The organism is Bradyrhizobium sp. AUGA SZCCT0176, from assembly GCF_018130145.1.
GTDB lineage: Bacteria > Pseudomonadota > Alphaproteobacteria > Rhizobiales > Xanthobacteraceae > Bradyrhizobium.
Genome location: NZ_JAFCMB010000005.1, coordinates 73,306 through 88,404, shown reverse-complemented (window position 1 = coordinate 88,404; position 15,099 = coordinate 73,306). Strand labels below are relative to the sequence as shown.

At 63.7% G+C, this 15,099-nt stretch carries 15 protein-coding genes; 4 read left to right on the top strand and 11 right to left on the bottom strand.

Translation table 11 applies throughout. The annotated features are described in order from the left end of the window. Window positions 1-68: 68 nt before the first annotated feature. Window positions 69-1,142: a tartrate dehydrogenase gene (locus JQ600_RS14295; RefSeq protein ID WP_212385772.1), complete on the bottom strand. Its 1,074-nt coding sequence runs from the start codon at window positions 1,140-1,142 to the stop codon at window positions 69-71. Between the two features lie 191 nt (window positions 1,143-1,333). Here JQ600_RS14295 and JQ600_RS14290 point away from each other — a divergent pair, with 191 nt between their 5' ends. Beyond that, window positions 1,334-2,110 carry an SDR family oxidoreductase gene (locus tag JQ600_RS14290; RefSeq protein ID WP_212385773.1) on the top strand — a complete coding sequence of 259 codons (777 nt, stop codon included), beginning with the start codon at window positions 1,334-1,336 and terminating at the stop codon, window positions 2,108-2,110. A 126-nt stretch (window positions 2,111-2,236) separates the two neighbouring features. Here JQ600_RS14290 and JQ600_RS14285 read toward each other — a convergent pair whose 3' ends face one another. Then, complete coding sequence (locus tag JQ600_RS14285; RefSeq protein ID WP_212385774.1) at window positions 2,237-3,088, bottom strand: alpha/beta hydrolase; 852 nt, start codon at window positions 3,086-3,088, stop codon at window positions 2,237-2,239. Between the two features lie 52 nt (window positions 3,089-3,140). Between JQ600_RS14285 and JQ600_RS14280 the strand changes: the two genes are divergently transcribed. The 3 genes from JQ600_RS14280 to JQ600_RS14270 are packed head-to-tail and all read left to right on the top strand — an operon-like array spanning window position 3,141 to window position 6,572. Further along, entirely contained in the window at window positions 3,141-4,607 is a 1,467-nt protein-coding gene (locus tag JQ600_RS14280) for an amidase (RefSeq protein WP_212385775.1), read from the top strand. 50 nt (window positions 4,608-4,657) lie between these two features. Continuing rightward, window positions 4,658-5,320 carry a sulfite oxidase-like oxidoreductase gene (locus tag JQ600_RS14275; RefSeq protein ID WP_212385776.1) on the top strand — a complete coding sequence of 221 codons (663 nt, stop codon included), beginning with the start codon at window positions 4,658-4,660 and terminating at the stop codon, window positions 5,318-5,320. Between the two features lie 28 nt (window positions 5,321-5,348). Next, entirely contained in the window at window positions 5,349-6,572 is a 1,224-nt protein-coding gene (locus JQ600_RS14270) for a bifunctional alpha/beta hydrolase/OsmC family protein (protein WP_212385777.1), read from the top strand. A gap of 5 nt (window positions 6,573-6,577) precedes the next feature. On the opposite strand, the gene JQ600_RS14265 is transcribed toward JQ600_RS14270, so the two are convergent. The 9 genes from JQ600_RS14265 to paaB form a co-directional block, all read right to left on the bottom strand. Continuing rightward, window positions 6,578-7,549, bottom strand: coding sequence for a YeeE/YedE family protein (locus JQ600_RS14265; protein ID WP_409363251.1), 972 nt, complete (start codon window positions 7,547-7,549; stop codon window positions 6,578-6,580). Window positions 7,550-7,861: 312 nt separating this feature from the next. Further along, complete coding sequence (locus tag JQ600_RS14260) at window positions 7,862-8,878, bottom strand: zinc-binding alcohol dehydrogenase family protein (RefSeq protein ID WP_212385779.1); 1,017 nt, start codon at window positions 8,876-8,878, stop codon at window positions 7,862-7,864. Window positions 8,879-9,005: 127 nt separating this feature from the next. Continuing rightward, the gene (gene iaaH / locus JQ600_RS14255; RefSeq protein WP_212489957.1) at window positions 9,006-10,439 is read right to left on the bottom strand and encodes an indoleacetamide hydrolase; all 1,434 of its coding nucleotides are present in this window, start codon (window positions 10,437-10,439) and stop codon (window positions 9,006-9,008) included. A gap of 111 nt (window positions 10,440-10,550) precedes the next feature. Further along, entirely contained in the window at window positions 10,551-11,882 is a 1,332-nt protein-coding gene (paaK, locus tag JQ600_RS14250; RefSeq protein WP_212385781.1) for a phenylacetate--CoA ligase PaaK, read from the bottom strand. A 29-nt stretch (window positions 11,883-11,911) separates the two neighbouring features. Beyond that, window positions 11,912-12,364 carry a hydroxyphenylacetyl-CoA thioesterase PaaI gene (paaI, locus tag JQ600_RS14245; RefSeq protein ID WP_212385782.1) on the bottom strand — a complete coding sequence of 151 codons (453 nt, stop codon included), beginning with the start codon at window positions 12,362-12,364 and terminating at the stop codon, window positions 11,912-11,914. 88 nt (window positions 12,365-12,452) lie between these two features. Further along, window positions 12,453-13,532, bottom strand: coding sequence for a 1,2-phenylacetyl-CoA epoxidase subunit PaaE (gene paaE, locus JQ600_RS14240; protein WP_212268407.1), 1,080 nt, complete (start codon window positions 13,530-13,532; stop codon window positions 12,453-12,455). Between the two features lie 2 nt (window positions 13,533-13,534). Continuing rightward, window positions 13,535-14,038, bottom strand: a complete 504-nt coding sequence (gene paaD / locus JQ600_RS14235; protein WP_212385783.1) for a 1,2-phenylacetyl-CoA epoxidase subunit PaaD — start codon at window positions 14,036-14,038, stop codon at window positions 13,535-13,537. Further along, window positions 14,032-14,808: a 1,2-phenylacetyl-CoA epoxidase subunit PaaC gene (gene paaC / locus JQ600_RS14230; RefSeq protein WP_212385784.1), complete on the bottom strand. Its 777-nt coding sequence runs from the start codon at window positions 14,806-14,808 to the stop codon at window positions 14,032-14,034. Before paaC ends, paaD begins: the two co-directional genes overlap by 7 nt. Next, window positions 14,808-15,095 carry a 1,2-phenylacetyl-CoA epoxidase subunit PaaB gene (gene paaB / locus JQ600_RS14225; RefSeq protein WP_192737264.1) on the bottom strand — a complete coding sequence of 96 codons (288 nt, stop codon included), beginning with the start codon at window positions 15,093-15,095 and terminating at the stop codon, window positions 14,808-14,810. Before paaB ends, paaC begins: the two co-directional genes overlap by 1 nt. Window positions 15,096-15,099 lie beyond the last annotated feature (4 nt).

The following is a 15,099-nucleotide window of genomic DNA, read 5'->3' as shown; positions in this document are numbered from 1 at the left end:
GATAGCACAACGCGGTATGGGTCCCGGCTCAAGGCCGGGACGACGATCGAGTTTGTGATCTCGCAGTCCTAATCCACCATATCCGCGACCGCCTTGCCGCAAGCGGTCGTATCCGCGTTGCCGCCGAGATCGCGGGTGCGCAGCGTGCGTTCGCCGAGCGTGCGCTCGATGGCGCCGACGATCGAGGCCGCCGCTTCCTTCTCGCCGAGATGCTCCAGCATCATCGCGCCCGACCAGATCATGCCGATCGGGTTGGCGATGCCCTGCCCGGCAATGTCAGGCGCCGAGCCGTGCACCGGCTCGAACACCGACGGGAAATTGCCTTCCGGATTGATATTGCCTGACGGCGCGATGCCGATGGTGCCGGTGCAGGCCGGGCCAAGATCGGAGAGAATATCGCCGAACAAATTGGAGCCGACGACGACGTCGAACCAGTCCGGATGCAGCACGAAATTCGCGGTGAGAATATCGATGTGGTACTTGTCCCACTTGACCTTGGGATAGTTCTTCGCCATCGCCTCCACGCGCTCGTCCCAATAGGGCATCGTGATCGAGATTCCGTTGGACTTGGTCGCCGAGGTCAGATGCTTCTTCGGGCGTGATGCCGCAAGATCGAATGCGAATTTGAGAATGCGATCGACGCCGACGCGCGTCATCACCGTCTGCTGGGTGACGAATTCACGGTCGGTATCCGGGAACATGCGCCCGCCGACGGAAGAATATTCGCCCTCGGTATTTTCGCGCACCACCCAGAAATCGATATCGCCGGGCTTGCGGTTCGCGAGCGGCGACGGCACGCCGGGCATCAGCCGAACCGGGCGTAAGTTGACGTACTGGTCGAACTCCCTGCGGAACTTGATCAGCGAGCCCCACAACGAAATGTGATCGGGGATTTTTGCCGGCCAGCCCACCGCGCCGAAATAGATCGCGTCGTGCTTGCCGATCCGGGCCTTCCAATCCTCCGGCATCATCTCGCCGTGCTTTTCGTAATAGTCCCAGGACGCGAAGTCGAAATGATCGAAATGCACGGCGACGCCGTGCTTTTTCGCGGCCGCCTCAAGAACGCGCAGGCCCTCCGGCACCACTTCCTTGCCGATGCCGTCGCCGGGAATGACCGCGATCCGATAGGTTTTTTTGCTCATCCTTGAAATCCTTGGGTGGCTTGCTCTTTGGGTCGTGTGCCATGCCCCAGACACGGCCTGTTGATGGCCTTGCAATGGACCAAACGGCGCGCGGGTGCAACGCTGCAGTGCAATGTTGACCACTGATGGGCCGACCGCCTACCAATTTCGCAGACCACTCCCCCGATACCCCTCATGAAGCGAGAATTCCCATGGATCTGCATTTGCGCGGCAAGCGCGTCCTGATCACCGGCGCCTCCAAGGGCATTGGCGCGGCCGCGGCCGAAGCTTTCGCCGAGGAAGGCTGCGACATCAGGCTGGCCGCCCGCAACGGCGAGCAATTGAAGGCGCTGGCAGATCGCCTGCGTTCGAACCACCAGATCGACGCCTCGGTGCATGTCGTCGACCTGCGCAAGCCGGCCGACATCGAAAAGCTGGTGAAGGATACCGCCGACATCGACATCCTCGTCAACAATGCCGGCGATATCCCGGGCGGCTCGATCGACAAGATCGACGAGGCCACCTGGCGTCACGCCTGGGAACTGAAAGTGTTCGGCTACATCAACCTCACCCGCGCGGTCTATGCGCAGATGAAGGCGCGCGGCCATGGCGTCATCGTCAACGACATCGGTGCCGCCGGTGAAAAATTCGACGCCAATTATATCTGCGGCAGCGCGGGCAATGCGGCCTTGATGGCGTTCACGCGTGCACTAGGCGGCAAGAGCCTCGCCGACAATATCCGCGTGGTTGGCATCAATCCCGGCCCCGTCGGCACCGACCGCCACGTCACGCTGCTGAAGACTCGCGCCAAAAACCAGTTCGGCGACGAGAACCGCTACAAGGAATTCCAGAAGGGCCTGCCGCTCGGCCGCCCCGCCCATGCCCGCGAGATCGGTGACCTGATGGCGTTCCTGGCCTCGGACCGTTCGGGATATACGTCGGGCGTGATTTATACAGTCGACGGCGGGATCAGTGCGGGGTGGGGGTAGCGCGATCAACCGCCGTCATTGCGAGTGAAGTTAAGTTCGTCATTCCGGGATGGTGCGCTAGCACCAGACCCGGAATCTCGAGATTCCGGGTTCGATGCTTCGCATCGCCCCGGAATGACGGGCACATCAACCTGCCGTCCTTTCAAACAATTGCCTTATCAGCGTCGTGATCCTCCCCGTCGGCGACATCATCTCGTGCATGATCGAAAAATGGTCGGCGCCGGGAACTTCCTCATAGGTCACCGGCAATCCGTATTTGGCGCGGTGGCCAGCGAAGTCGGCGGTTTGCTTGCGCAGCAGCGGCAGCTCGGCGCTGCCGGCCACCAGCGACAGCGGCTTGAGCGGACCGCCCGGCTGCTTCACCGGCGAATTGCGGAGCGACGTCGCCTCGTCGGCTTTCAGTTTCTCGTTGAGATAGCTGTGCCTGATCGGCTCGAGGTCAAAAATGCCCGATATCGCCATCCCGGCCCTCACTAACGGATGCGACAGCGCCATCGAGGTGAGATGGCCACCGGCGGACCAGCCGGACACCACGATATCGTCACCGGCCGCACCGAGCGCCGGCAATTGTCCGGTGAGATAATCGATGCCGGAATGGATTTCGGCGACAATCTCGTCGAGCGTCGCATCCGGCGCCAGCGTGTAGCCAATCAGCGCTACAATGATGCCGTGCGCCATCGGGCCTTCGGCGAACACTGTAAAGGCCTCCTTGGCGCGGGTCTGCCAATAGCCGCCATGGATGAACAGCAGCGTCGGCGCCTTGTCGGCGGCTTTCAGGAAGTCGATCCGGTTGCGCTCGCGCGGGCCGTAGCGGAGGTCGAGTTGGTCGGGGAAGCGCTTGCGCATGTCGGCGGAACGCTGCTCCCAGCCCGCGACCAGCTCGACGGCGCCGGGCACGGCGACGACATTATTGAGGCCGAGATCGCGCTCCTGCTGGCTCATCGCGCGCCAGTCCAGCGCAGAGAACAATGCCGGCATTCCAAATCTCCAGTGCAGCCACGACGTGGGCGCGTTTCCACTTTGCCAAAAAATGTTCTACAGCACCATTCACGACCAAGAAACTGCGGAGAGAAAAGTGGCTGATCAGGGGCTGGTGCGAGAGACGGCGTGTGCCATCGTTGGCAAACTGAGAGCGGGTGAAGTCACGCCACTCGATCTGCTCGACGTGCTGGAAAAGCGGATCGCCGAAGTCGACGGCCCCGTCAACGCGCTGCCGACGCTGTGCTTCGACCGCGCCCGCGACCGCGCCAAAACGCTGATGAAAAAGCCGGTCGGCGAGCGCGGCCTGCTCGCAGGCCTGCCGATCCCGATCAAGGACCTCACAGCGGTCGAGGGCGTGCTGACCACGCAGGGCTCGCCGATCTACAAGGATAACATCCCGGCGAAATCGGACATTCTGGTCGAGCATCTCGAAAACAATGGCGGCGTGATCTACGCCAAGTCGAACACGCCGGAATTCGGCGCCGGCGCCAACACGTTCAACGAAGTGTTCGGCGCGACGCGCAATCCCTGGGACACCTCCCGCTCCGCCGCCGGCTCCTCGGGCGGTGCGGCGGTGGCGCTCGCCACCGGAACAGCCTGGCTCGCCCACGGCTCCGACATGGGCGGCTCGCTGCGCAACCCCGCAAGCTTCTGCGGCATCGTCGGGCTGCGGCCGAGCATCGGTCGCGTCGCGCACACGCTCGCGGCCGCGATCGACCGCAACCTCGGCGTCCAGGGCCCGATGGCACGCAATGTCGAAGACGTCGCCTTGCTGCTCGACGCGATGAGCGGTGAACATCCCGGCGATCCCTTGTCGCTGCCGGTGCTGCCGAATTCGTTCCTGTCCGCCGTGCGCGCCGGCAACAAGCCGAAGCGTATCGCCTATTCGCCCGATCTCGGTATCACCCCTGTGGACCCTGAAGTCGCTGCCATTACCCGCAAGGCAGCGCAGCGTTTCGCCGAGCTTGGGGTCATCGTCGAGGAAGCCCATCCGGATCTGCGTGAGGCCCATGAATGTTTCCACGTGCTGCGCGCGTTCGACTTCGCGCTGAGCAAGGCGCAATTGCTGCGCACCAAGCGCGACCAGCTCAAGCCCGAAGTGATCTGGAACATCGAGGAAGGCCTCAAGCTGACCGTCGAGCAGATCGAGCGCGCCGAAGCGCAGCGCGTCGCGATGACCGCACGCACGCTGGAATTCTTCGACAAGTACGATCTGCTGCTGGCGCCCGCCACCATCGTGGCGCCGTTCCCGGTCGAGAACCGCTACGTCGCCGAGTGCGCCGGCAAGAAGTTCGACAATTATGTCGAGTGGCTCGGCATCGTCTACGCGATCACGCTGGTGTGTTGCCCCGCGTTGTCGCTGCCGTGCGGTTTTACGGCCTCGGGCCTGCCGGTCGGACTGCAGATGGTGGCCAAGCCGCGCGGCGAGGCGCAGCTCCTGGCCGGCGCAAAGGCGCTGGAAGATATTCTGGGCGTCCGCGGCACCACGCCGATCGAGCCGCGCGCGCCGAGGTAACGCGTCTTTCCCTCAAATCGTCGATGCATCGTCACGAATGAGGTTCCGATATGACCGAAGACCAGGAGCCGCCGCCGGAGAGCAAGCTGACGCGCAGCAAGCAGCGCTGGGCGCGCGAGGGAAAATTCCTCACCGGCAAAGTTACCCGTCCCGATGACCAGCGCTTGCCGCCGGGCCAACATCTGACGCGCGACTGGCCGGTGCTCGATCTCGGCCTGACGCCGAGCATTTCGCGCGAGCGCTGGCGGCTCGACGTCTACGGCGCGGTCGAAAATCCGATCTTCTGGAATTTTGCCGAATTCAGCGCGCAACCGCAGACGCAATTCCTGTCCGACATCCATTGCGTCACCACCTGGTCGCGCTACGACAATCAATGGGAGGGTCTTTCGACCCGCGACCTCCTGATCGCGTGCCGGCCGCGCGACGAGGCAGCGTTCGTGGTGCTGCATTCGCATGACGGCTACTCCACCAACCTTGCGCTGGAGGATTTCGCCGCCGAAGACGCCCTGCTCGCCCACAGCTGGTCCGGCCAGCCGCTGGAGCAGGACCATGGCGGCCCGGTGCGGCTGGTGGTGCCGCATCTCTATTTCTGGAAGAGCGCCAAATGGCTGCAGAGCATCGAATTCCTCGATAAGGACGCGCCGGGCTATTGGGAAGTCCGCGGCTATCACAACCGCGGCGACCCGTGGGCGGAGCAGCGTTACAGCGACTGACGCCTTACTGAGCCAAGGGAGAACGCCCGTGCCGACCGAACGCTTTCAATTCACCGGTGAAGGCGGCCATCAGCTTGCCGCGGCGCTGGACAAGCCCGACGGCGCCACCCACGCCTATGCGCTGTTTGCGCATTGCTTCACCTGCGGCAAGGATGTGCTGGCGGCCAAACGCATCGCAACCGCGCTAAACGCCCGCGGCATCGCGGTGCTGCGGTTCGACTTCACAGGCTTGGGCTCCAGCGAAGGCGATTTCGCCAACTCGACCTTTACGTCAAATGTTGCCGACCTCGTCCACGCCGCCGATCACCTACGCGAAACCCGGCAGGTGCCGACGATCCTGATTGGTCACAGCCTCGGCGGTGCCGCGATCCTCGCCGCTGCCGGGCTAATCCCCGATGCCAGGGCGGTCGTCACCATCGCCGCGCCCTCCGATCCCGCCCACGTCACGCATTTGTTTGGGGATCGCATTGAGGACATTCGCACCCAAGGCAAGGTCGAGGTTCAGCTCGCCGGACGCCCCTTTCACATCAAGCGTGAATTCCTCGACGACATCGCCGAACATGGCCTGATGGCGCATGTCGCCAAATTGCACAAGGCGCTGTTGATCATGCATTCGCCGACCGACGACACCGTCGGGATCGACAACGCGACCAATATTTTTGTCGCTGCAAAGCATCCGAAGAGTTTCGTGTCGCTGTCCGGCGCCGATCATCTGCTCAGCAACAAGCGCGACACCGTCTATGTCGCCGACGTCATCGCCGCCTGGGTCGAACGCTATGTCGAACCGCTTCCGGCCCAAGCGGCCGCCGAACTCGGCGAGGTAGCGCGCAATGTCGTGGTGCGCGAGACCCGCGCCAGCAAATTCCAGCAGACCGTCACGTCAGGGCCGCACCAGATGCTGGCCGATGAACCCGTTGCCGCCGGCGGCCAGGACAGTGGGCCCGGGCCGTATGACTTCGTGCTGGCGGGCCTTGGCGCCTGCACCTCAATGACGATGCGGATGTATGCCGACCGCAAATCGCTGCCGCTCGATCGCGTCACGGTGACGCTGCAGCACAAGAAGATCCATGCGGAAGACTGCGCCGAATGCGAAACCCGCGTCGGCATGCTCGACCAAATCGACCGCGTGATCTCGATCGAAGGCGCGCTCGACGCCGAGCAGCGCAAACGCTTGATGGAGATTGCCGACAAGTGCCCGGTGCATCGCACGCTGACGTCGGAAATCCGGATCGTGACGAAGGCTGCGGAGTAACGGAGCTAGGCCGTTGCCAGCGGACGCACGCGCAGCGCGCCGCGCAGGCCCAGGGCCGTGCCGACCAGTATGCCAGCAACCGCGATCAGCGAGGCGAGCGCCAGGGTTGAAAAGCCTGACAGGCCCTGCCCGATCGAGCAGCCGAACGCCATCACGCCGCCGGCGCCCATCAACGCCGCGCCGCCGGCCGAGCGCAGCATGTGGCGCGGCGACTGATAACCTTCCAGGTGAAAACGCCCGGTCGCCAGCGCCGTGATGAGGCTGCCGGCGAGCACGCCGCCGACGGTGGCAATGCCGAAATTCAGCGTCGATCCCGTCGACAGCATGACATATTGCAGGGCATCCGCGATCGGCGCGATGAAGGTCAGCGACACCACCGGCGTCGGATTGAAGTCGTCGGCGCCGAGATAGCCGCTCGCAAACCAGCCCCCCGCCACCAGAAGGCCGATCACAAGACCGGCGGCGACCTGGCCCGGCGATTTCCGGAACGGGGCATGCGCGAAGGCGAAGATGATCAGCGCGGCGCTGACGGCGGAGGCCGCCAGCATGCGCGCCGTGATTTCACTGAGGCCGAACGCCGACAGCAGTGCCGGGACGGAATTGACCGTCGTCGTGGTCTGCGAGGCCTGCACCATCGCGATGCGCGCGGGCGCGATCAGGCCCTTCAGCGTCATCATCGCAAAAATGCCGAGCACGATCACCACCACGAAGGAGCGAAGATTGCCGCGCCCGAGCAGCACCAGCGCGCGCGAGCCGCAGCCGTTCGACATCACCATGCCATAGCCGAACAGCAAGCCACCGAAGAACATCAGCGGCACCGAAAATGATGGTTGCAGGTAAATCGACTTGCCGAGATCGACGAGGCCGGCCGCCGCCAGCAATTGCGTCGATGCCACCGCGACGCCGATCGCGAGCGCGTAGGTGCGGACCAGACGGCCATCGCCTTCCGCCCACCAGCCGCGCAGGCTCGAGAGCATGCAAAAGCCGCTCAACAGGCCGACCACGCCGTAAACGAGGCCGATCAGCAGTCCGCTCAGCACAATGATGTTCGCAGTGCCCTGCACGGCATTTTCCTCAAGCGTTCGGCGATATCAACCGCGACAGCATAAATATGCTACAGATTTCACCCTGCTATAGCGGCGCATGCATGGGGGCGTCCACGGCGGGGGCGAACAAAGAATGAAGCTTCCGCGCAGCGGCACAACGAGAGAATAAAACAATCGACCCCAACCGGAATGCGACTGGTTTCGTTCCCGCTGCAACGAGGAAAAAGTTCTGTCCGAGAGGATTTACACCGGCCGCAGGATCACGCGGTCACGCGACGAACCCGCCACCGCGATGAAAGCGGCCTTGGCCTGTTCCAGCGGATAGATCGCGGCCGGCTTGATCGGGAACGGCTTCAGGTGGCCGCTCGCAAAGCCCGGGCCCAATTCCCTGAGCACCGCGCCGGTTGCGACCGACGACAGGCCGAGCGTATCGATGCCGACATAGGTGTGCTGGCCGCGATAGAACTCCAGAATGTTGAACTGCACGATGCGATCGACCGCGGCGATCAGGATCTGGCGCCCGCGCAGCGCCAGCGATTTGTGCGCGGCCTCAAAATAGGGATCGCCGACGGTGTTGAAGACGATGTCGGCCCCCTTGCCGTCGGTGAGTTCGCGCACACGCGCCGCGACATCGGTCGCGGAGGCATTGATCACGTCGACCTTCGAATTGGCGTGGCCTTCATAAAGTTCGTCCTTGCGGACGACGCCGATCACGCGCGCGCCGTGCCAGCTTGCGATCTGCACCGCCGCCTGTCCGACCTTTCCGTTGACGCCCATCACAAGCACAGTCTCGCCGGCTTTTGGAATGCCGGCGCGGCGCAGCCCTTCCATCGCGGTCACGAAGGGAACGCCGATGCCGGCGGCCTCCTCCCACGAAATGCTTTTGGGTTTCTCCACCACGGCATCGGCTTCGACCACGAGATGGGTGGCATGGGTGCCGTCGCGGCGAATGCCGAGATCGCCGGAAGAGCCGAACACTTCGCGCCCGATCGACCCCGCCGGGCCGTCGATCACGACGCCCGCATAGTCGCGGCCCGGCGTGCGCGGAAACACCGCATAGGACATCAGGCCGGTCGCGGCCTTGACGTCGGACGGGTTGACCGCCGCCGCCTTGACCTCGATCAACAGCTCGTTTTCGGCACGCGACAGCGCCCGCGTCTCGACCACGGGCGCAAGCGAAGCCGGGTTCTCCGCCTTCGCCGCCAGCCGGACGCAGCGCGCTTCAACTGTCTGACCAGGTGGTGTGGAGACCGGCTTCATCGATATTCCCTGTGATGTGGGCTTCCAGCGCGATTTGACGCCCGCAGGGATCGTTACACCGTCGCGGCTTCGTCCCATGACTAGCGGACTGCCCGCTGAGTTCAAGAGGCTTGTTGAAGGAAGCCGGCTAGATCTTCGGCGGCGGCGCCGAACCCAGAATGGCTTCGATCGCAAGGCCGAGCCCAAGCAGTTTTGTATCGCTGCCGACCGGACCATCGATCTCGAGTCCGACCGGCAGTCCCTCCGGCGTCATTCCAGCATAGAGCGACAGGCCGGGAAGGCCGGCATTGCTGCCGGGATCGGTATTGCGGATCATGGTGTCGAATGTCGGCACCGGCGCGCCGCCATTGATCGACATCTCGCCGGACCCCTTCCCGGCATCGATCAAAGGCGCCGGTGCGATGGTGGTCGGAAACAGAATGCAGTCCAGATTATTGTCGCGGAAGTACGCCTCGTACATTTTCTGCAGCGCGGGCCGATGCACCGTGATGGCATCCTGATAGGCGGCACCGAAGGCGTCGGTGGTGATGGCGCCAAACACGCCCTTGACATCGGGACTGGCGATCCCGGCCACGATGTCGGCCAGCGTGACATCCGTGATGCCGCTCGCCTCGAGATAAGCGGGGATGTCTGCGATCGGTTCGTGCAGCGCCACCGGGAACGACACCTTTGCATCCAGCTCGAACAGGCCAGGCATATCGACATCAACCAGAACGACGCCGGCGTCGGCAAGTTTTGCACGCGCAGCCCTGGTCACGGTTTCGAGGTCACGGTCGAGCCCGCTCCAGAACGCCGCCGGGATGCCGAACCGCTTGCCGCGCAACGGCTCGATCTTTGCCATCGGCGTGGCGGTGATGACGGAATCGAGCAGCGCTACATCCGCGACCGTACGGCCCATCGGGCCCACGGTGTCGCGGGTGTGGCTGATCGGAACCACCAGATTGGCGTCGTCGTAGCGGCGCTGTGCGCCGCCATTGCCGACCGACGGTCGCAGTCCGACAATGCCACAAAGCGCTGCCGGCACGCGGGTCGAACCACCGGTATCGGATCCCAATCCGCAGCTGACGATACCAGCGGCAATCGCCGCGGCTGTTCCACCTGAGGAGCCGCCCGGGATCCGCGTCTTGTCATAGGGATTCTTCACCGGCCCTGCAAAGGACGCGAGGTTGGTGCTGGTGATGCCGAACGCCAGCTCGTGCATGTTGGCCTTGCCGATCATGATGGCGCCGGCCTTCAAGAGCCGGTCCCACGACGGCGCATTGCGGCTCGTCCGCGCGTTCTGCAGCGCCGGCGTGCCAGCCGATGTCGGCATGTCTGTCGTGTTGATGTTGTCCTTGACGACGATCGGGAGCCCGGCAAGCGGGAGTGCGCCGCGTGAGCCCTCGTCGATTTCCGCCGCGGCTGCGATGGCCGGATCCTTGTTCAGAATAATCAGCGCATTCAGATCCTTGACCTGTTCGGCGCGCGCGATCGCGGCCTTGGTCACATCGACGGCCCTGATCTTCTTGTCCCTGACAGCGGCAACGATGTCGGCGGCGGTGGTCGGGTTGGAATCAGCCATGGCGGAACTCACGTCTCCGAGAGAAGGAAGCGGCGACCGCAAAGCCGGCCGACGACTTCAGATATCACGGCAAGACGGATCGGGCATGAACACATTTTCAGCTATCTGATGCTATCCCTTCGGCCGCTTGTCGAACACGCGTTTGGCCTTTCCCAGCGATCGCTCCAGGGTCTCGGGGGCGACGGCTTTGATGCGGGCGGTGATGCCGATGGTGTTCTTGATGAAGGTTGCGACTTTTTCCGTGTGCGTGGGCAGACCGCTGCCGTCCCAATGTTCGGGACGGGCTTCCGCCAGCACGGTCATTTCGTCCATGCGGCCCTCGCGCGTCAGTTCGATGATGAAATGTCCGCCGCACCAGTCGGTCGCGAGCAAAGCTTCCTCGATCTGGGTCGGGAACACGTTGACCCCGCGCAGGATGATCATGTCGTCGGAACGACCCGTGACCTTTTCCATCCGCCGCATGCCCGGCCGCGCCGTGCCCGGCAGCAGCCGCGTCAGGTCGCGGGTGCGGTAGCGGATGATCGGAAAGGCTTCCTTGGTCAGCGAGGTGAACACCAGTTCGCCTTTTTCGCCGTCCGGCAGCACTGCGCCGGTCTCGGGGTCGATCACTTCGGGGTAGAAATGATCCTCCCAGATATGCAGGCCGTCCTTGGTCTCCACGCATTCCTGCGCGACGCCGGGGCCGATCACTTCCGACAGGCCGTAAATATCGGTCGCGTCCATATCAAAAGCCTGTTCGATCTCGACGCGCATCGCGTTGGTCCAGGGCTCGGCGCCGAAGATGCCGAACTTGAGCGAGGATGCGCGAGGGTCGAGCTTCTGCTTCCTGAACTCGTCCAGGATCGCCAGCATGTAGCTCGGCGTCACCGTGATGATGTCGGGCTTGAAGTCATTGATCAGCTGCACCTGCCGCTCGGTCATGCCGCCGGACACAGGCACCACGGTGCAGCCGAGTTTCTCGGCGCCGTAATGCGCGCCTAACCCGCCGGTGAACAGGCCGTAGCCATAGGCGTTATGCATGATCATGCCGGTGCGGCCGCCGGCGGCGCGGATCGAACGCGCCATCACCTCCGACCACACGTCGATATCGGCCTGGGTGTAGCCGACCACGATCGGTTTTCCCGTCGTGCCGGAAGACGCATGGACGCGGACCACTTTCTCGCGCGGCACCGCGAACATGTTGAACGGGTAGTTGTCGCGCAGGTCGGTTTTGACCGTGAACGGAAATTTGGCGAGATCGGAAAGCTGCTTGAAATCGCCGGGGTGCACGCCGGCCTTGTCGAAGGCCTTCTTGTAGTGTGCGACGTTGTCGTAGGCATGCGCCAGCGACCATGCGAGGCGCTTTGTTTGCAGCGCCACGATCTCGTCGCGGGAGGCGCGCTCCACCGAGTCCAACTCGGCGCGGTAGCCGCCTGCACTGGATTGAAGCCTGGTCGAAGCCATCGCGCGTTTCCTCAAAGATCGTTTTTGTTTTATTTTATCGTGGTACCGGGCAGCCACGCACCACCGATGGCGCGGGAATGACCGCGGAATTCCGCGATCACAACGTCACCAGCGGTGACCTGCACATCGTAGATGCCCGACCTGCCGCTGCGGGAGATCTCGCGCGCGCTCGCCACCAGCACATCGCCGAGCTTGCCGGGCCGGATGAAGGTGACATGGCACTGCGCCGCGACCGCGCGCTCGTTGTGGGTGTTGCAGGCAAAAGCAAAAGTGGAATCCGCCAGCGTAAAGATGAAGCCGCCATGGGCGATGCGCTGGCCGTTGACCATCTCCGGCCTGACCGTCATCGAAAGCGTTGCCCGGCCCGGCCCGATCTCGACGATCTGCATGCCGAGGCCCTTGCTGGCGTCGTCCTCCTTCCACATCGCGTCCGCACAGGCGCGCGCGAGGTCGTCGGGCGATAGCGCGGCATTGACGTTCACTGCGGTCTCCCTGTCGTCGGGCCTGTTGCAACCGGCCTCTTTCATTCGGGTAGTCTAGCCGTCGCACCGTCAAACGCGACGGCTTTGTTCACACGTGGTCGTAATCCACCACGACCCTGTCCGACACCGGCCGCGCCTGGCAGGTGAGGATGAACCCCGCCTTCAGTTCCCACGGCTCCAGCGAATAATTCACTTCCATCTGCGCGTCGCCCTCGACCAGCTTGGCGCGGCAGGTCGAGCACATGCCGCCCTTGCAGGCAAACGGCAGGTCCATGCCGGCGCGGAGCGCGGCGTCCAGAATGGATTCGTCCTCGGCGACCGGCACCTCGCGGCGCTTGCCGTCGATCACGAGCGAGGCCAGCGCCTTCGGCGGCGCCGATGTCTCGACGATCTTTTTGGCGCGCGGCTTGCCGCCAAACTCGGAGACGAAGCGCTCGACGTGAATGCGATCCTCGGCAACGCCGATCTCGCGGCAGGTGTTTTCGATGTCCTCGCTCATGCCCAGGGGGCCGCAAACGAAGACGTGATCAACACTCGACGCCGGTACCAGCGAACGCAGCAACACGCGAACCTTTTCGCCGTCGAGCCGGCCGTGCAGGATCGGGATGTCCTGCTCCTCGCCGGAGATCACGTGAAAGACGGAGAACCGCTGCATGAAGCGGTCTTTCAGTTCCTCCAGAGCCTCGCGGAACAGCATGCTCGATGTCGAGCGGTTGCCGTAGAACAGGAAGAAGCGGCTGTTCGGTTCGCGCGCCAGCACGCCCTTGACGATCGACAGGATCGGCGTGATGCCCGATCCCGCGGCAAAGCCGACATAGACCCGTGCTTGATCGGGCGCATGCGCGACGCCGAAGCGCCCCGTCGGCGTCATCACGTCGAGCTCGTCGCCGGCTTTCAGTTCATCCGCCGCCCAATTCGAAAACGCACCGCCATCGACCTTCTTCACCGCGATGCGCAATTCGCCGTCGTCGGGGCCGGAGCAGATCGAATAGGAACGGCGCACTTCCTCGCCGTCCATGGTCGTGCGCAGGGTCAGATATTGACCGGGTGTAAAGCTGTAGTCGCCTGATAGCTCCGCGGGTATCGCAAAGCTCAGCGATACCGCATCCGGCGCTTCGCGGCGCAGGTCGTTGACGGCAAGACGGTGGAAGCGGGGTGTCAGGGACATGATCAATGACACTTGAAATAGTCGAACGGTTCGCGGCAGCTCTTGCAGCGCCACAGCGCCTTGCAGGAGGTCGAACCGAACTCGGAGAGGACTTCCGTATTTCCCGAGCCGCATTGCGGACACGAAACCTGCTGCTCACCGAACAGCGCGCGGCGCGAATTTGAAGCCTGTGGCGGTGCGATGCCGTATTCCCTTAGCTTGCGGCGGCCGTCCTCGCTCATCCAGTCGGTGGTCCAAGCCGGTGACAGCACGGTGCGGATCTTGGGCCGCGCAATGCCGGCGCGTTCCAGCGCCAGCTCGATTTCCAGCGCGATCATGTTCATCGCCGGGCAGCCGGAATAGGTCGGCGTGATCGCGACCTCGACATGGCCGTCACTGACGGCGACCTCACGCAGCACGCCGAGATCGGCAATGGTGAGCACCGGAATCTCGGGATCGACCACTTGGGCGGCCGCATCCCAGGCGCGCCGGCGCAAATCAGCATCGCTGAGCAAGGCGGTTACCATGTCGCCCCCGGAAACGTGCGCGGCAGCGACTGCAATTCGCTGAGAAGATGGCCGAGATGTTCGCTGTGCCGCCCGTCGCGGCCGCCCTGCTGCATCCAGTTGTTGTCAGGCAACGCCAGTGTTGCCTCATTAACGACGCCGGACACGGTCTTGAGCCATGGCGCGTGCAATTTGGCGGGGTCGATCGCGATGCCGGCGCCGATCAGGCCGCGCTCGCTGTCGTCGAGATGGAACATCTCGCCGGTATAGGCCCAGAGATCGTCGATCGCGCTCTGCGCGCGCCGGTGGCTCTCCTCGGTGCCATCGCCGAGCCGCACCATCCATTCCGATGAATGCCTGACGTGATAGGCGCTTTCCTTTTCGGACTTCGCCGCGATCGCAGCCAGGGTCGGATCGCTCGATTGCATCATCGCGCGCCAATAAAGATCCGCGAAGGCCGCATAGAAGAACTGCCGCACCATGGTGCGCGCGAAATCGCCGTTCGGCTGTTCCAGCAGCAGCAGATTGCGGTACTGCCGGACGTCGCGCAGATAAGCGAACTTGTCCTCGTCATTGTCCCGGCCTTCGACCTTGGCGGCGTAAGCATAAAGCTCGCGCGCCTGCCCAAGCAGATCGAGGCCCATATTGGCGAGCGCCATGTCCTCTTCCATCATCGGCGCGTGGCCGCACCATTCCGACAGCCGATGGCCCAGAATCAGCGCATCGTCGGCGCGGCGCAGCGTGTAGAGCACCAGCGGGGTTTCGGAGACCTGGATCGAGGCAACAGCCATCACATATGCCCGACTTCATCAGGCACATCGTAAAACGTCGGGTGCCGGTAGATCTTGGATTCCGCGGGCTCGAACATCATGCCCTTCTCGGAGGGATCGGATGCCGTGATCGCGTTCGACGGCACCACCCAGATCGAGAGGCCCTCGCCGCGTCGGGTGTAGATGTCGCGCGCGGCCTGCAACGCCAGCGTGGTGTCGGCGGCGTGCAGCGAGCCGACATGCTTGTGCGCGAGCCCATTGCGGCTGCGGATGAAGACTTCCCAGAGCGGCATGTTCGGCGTGGCCATGATG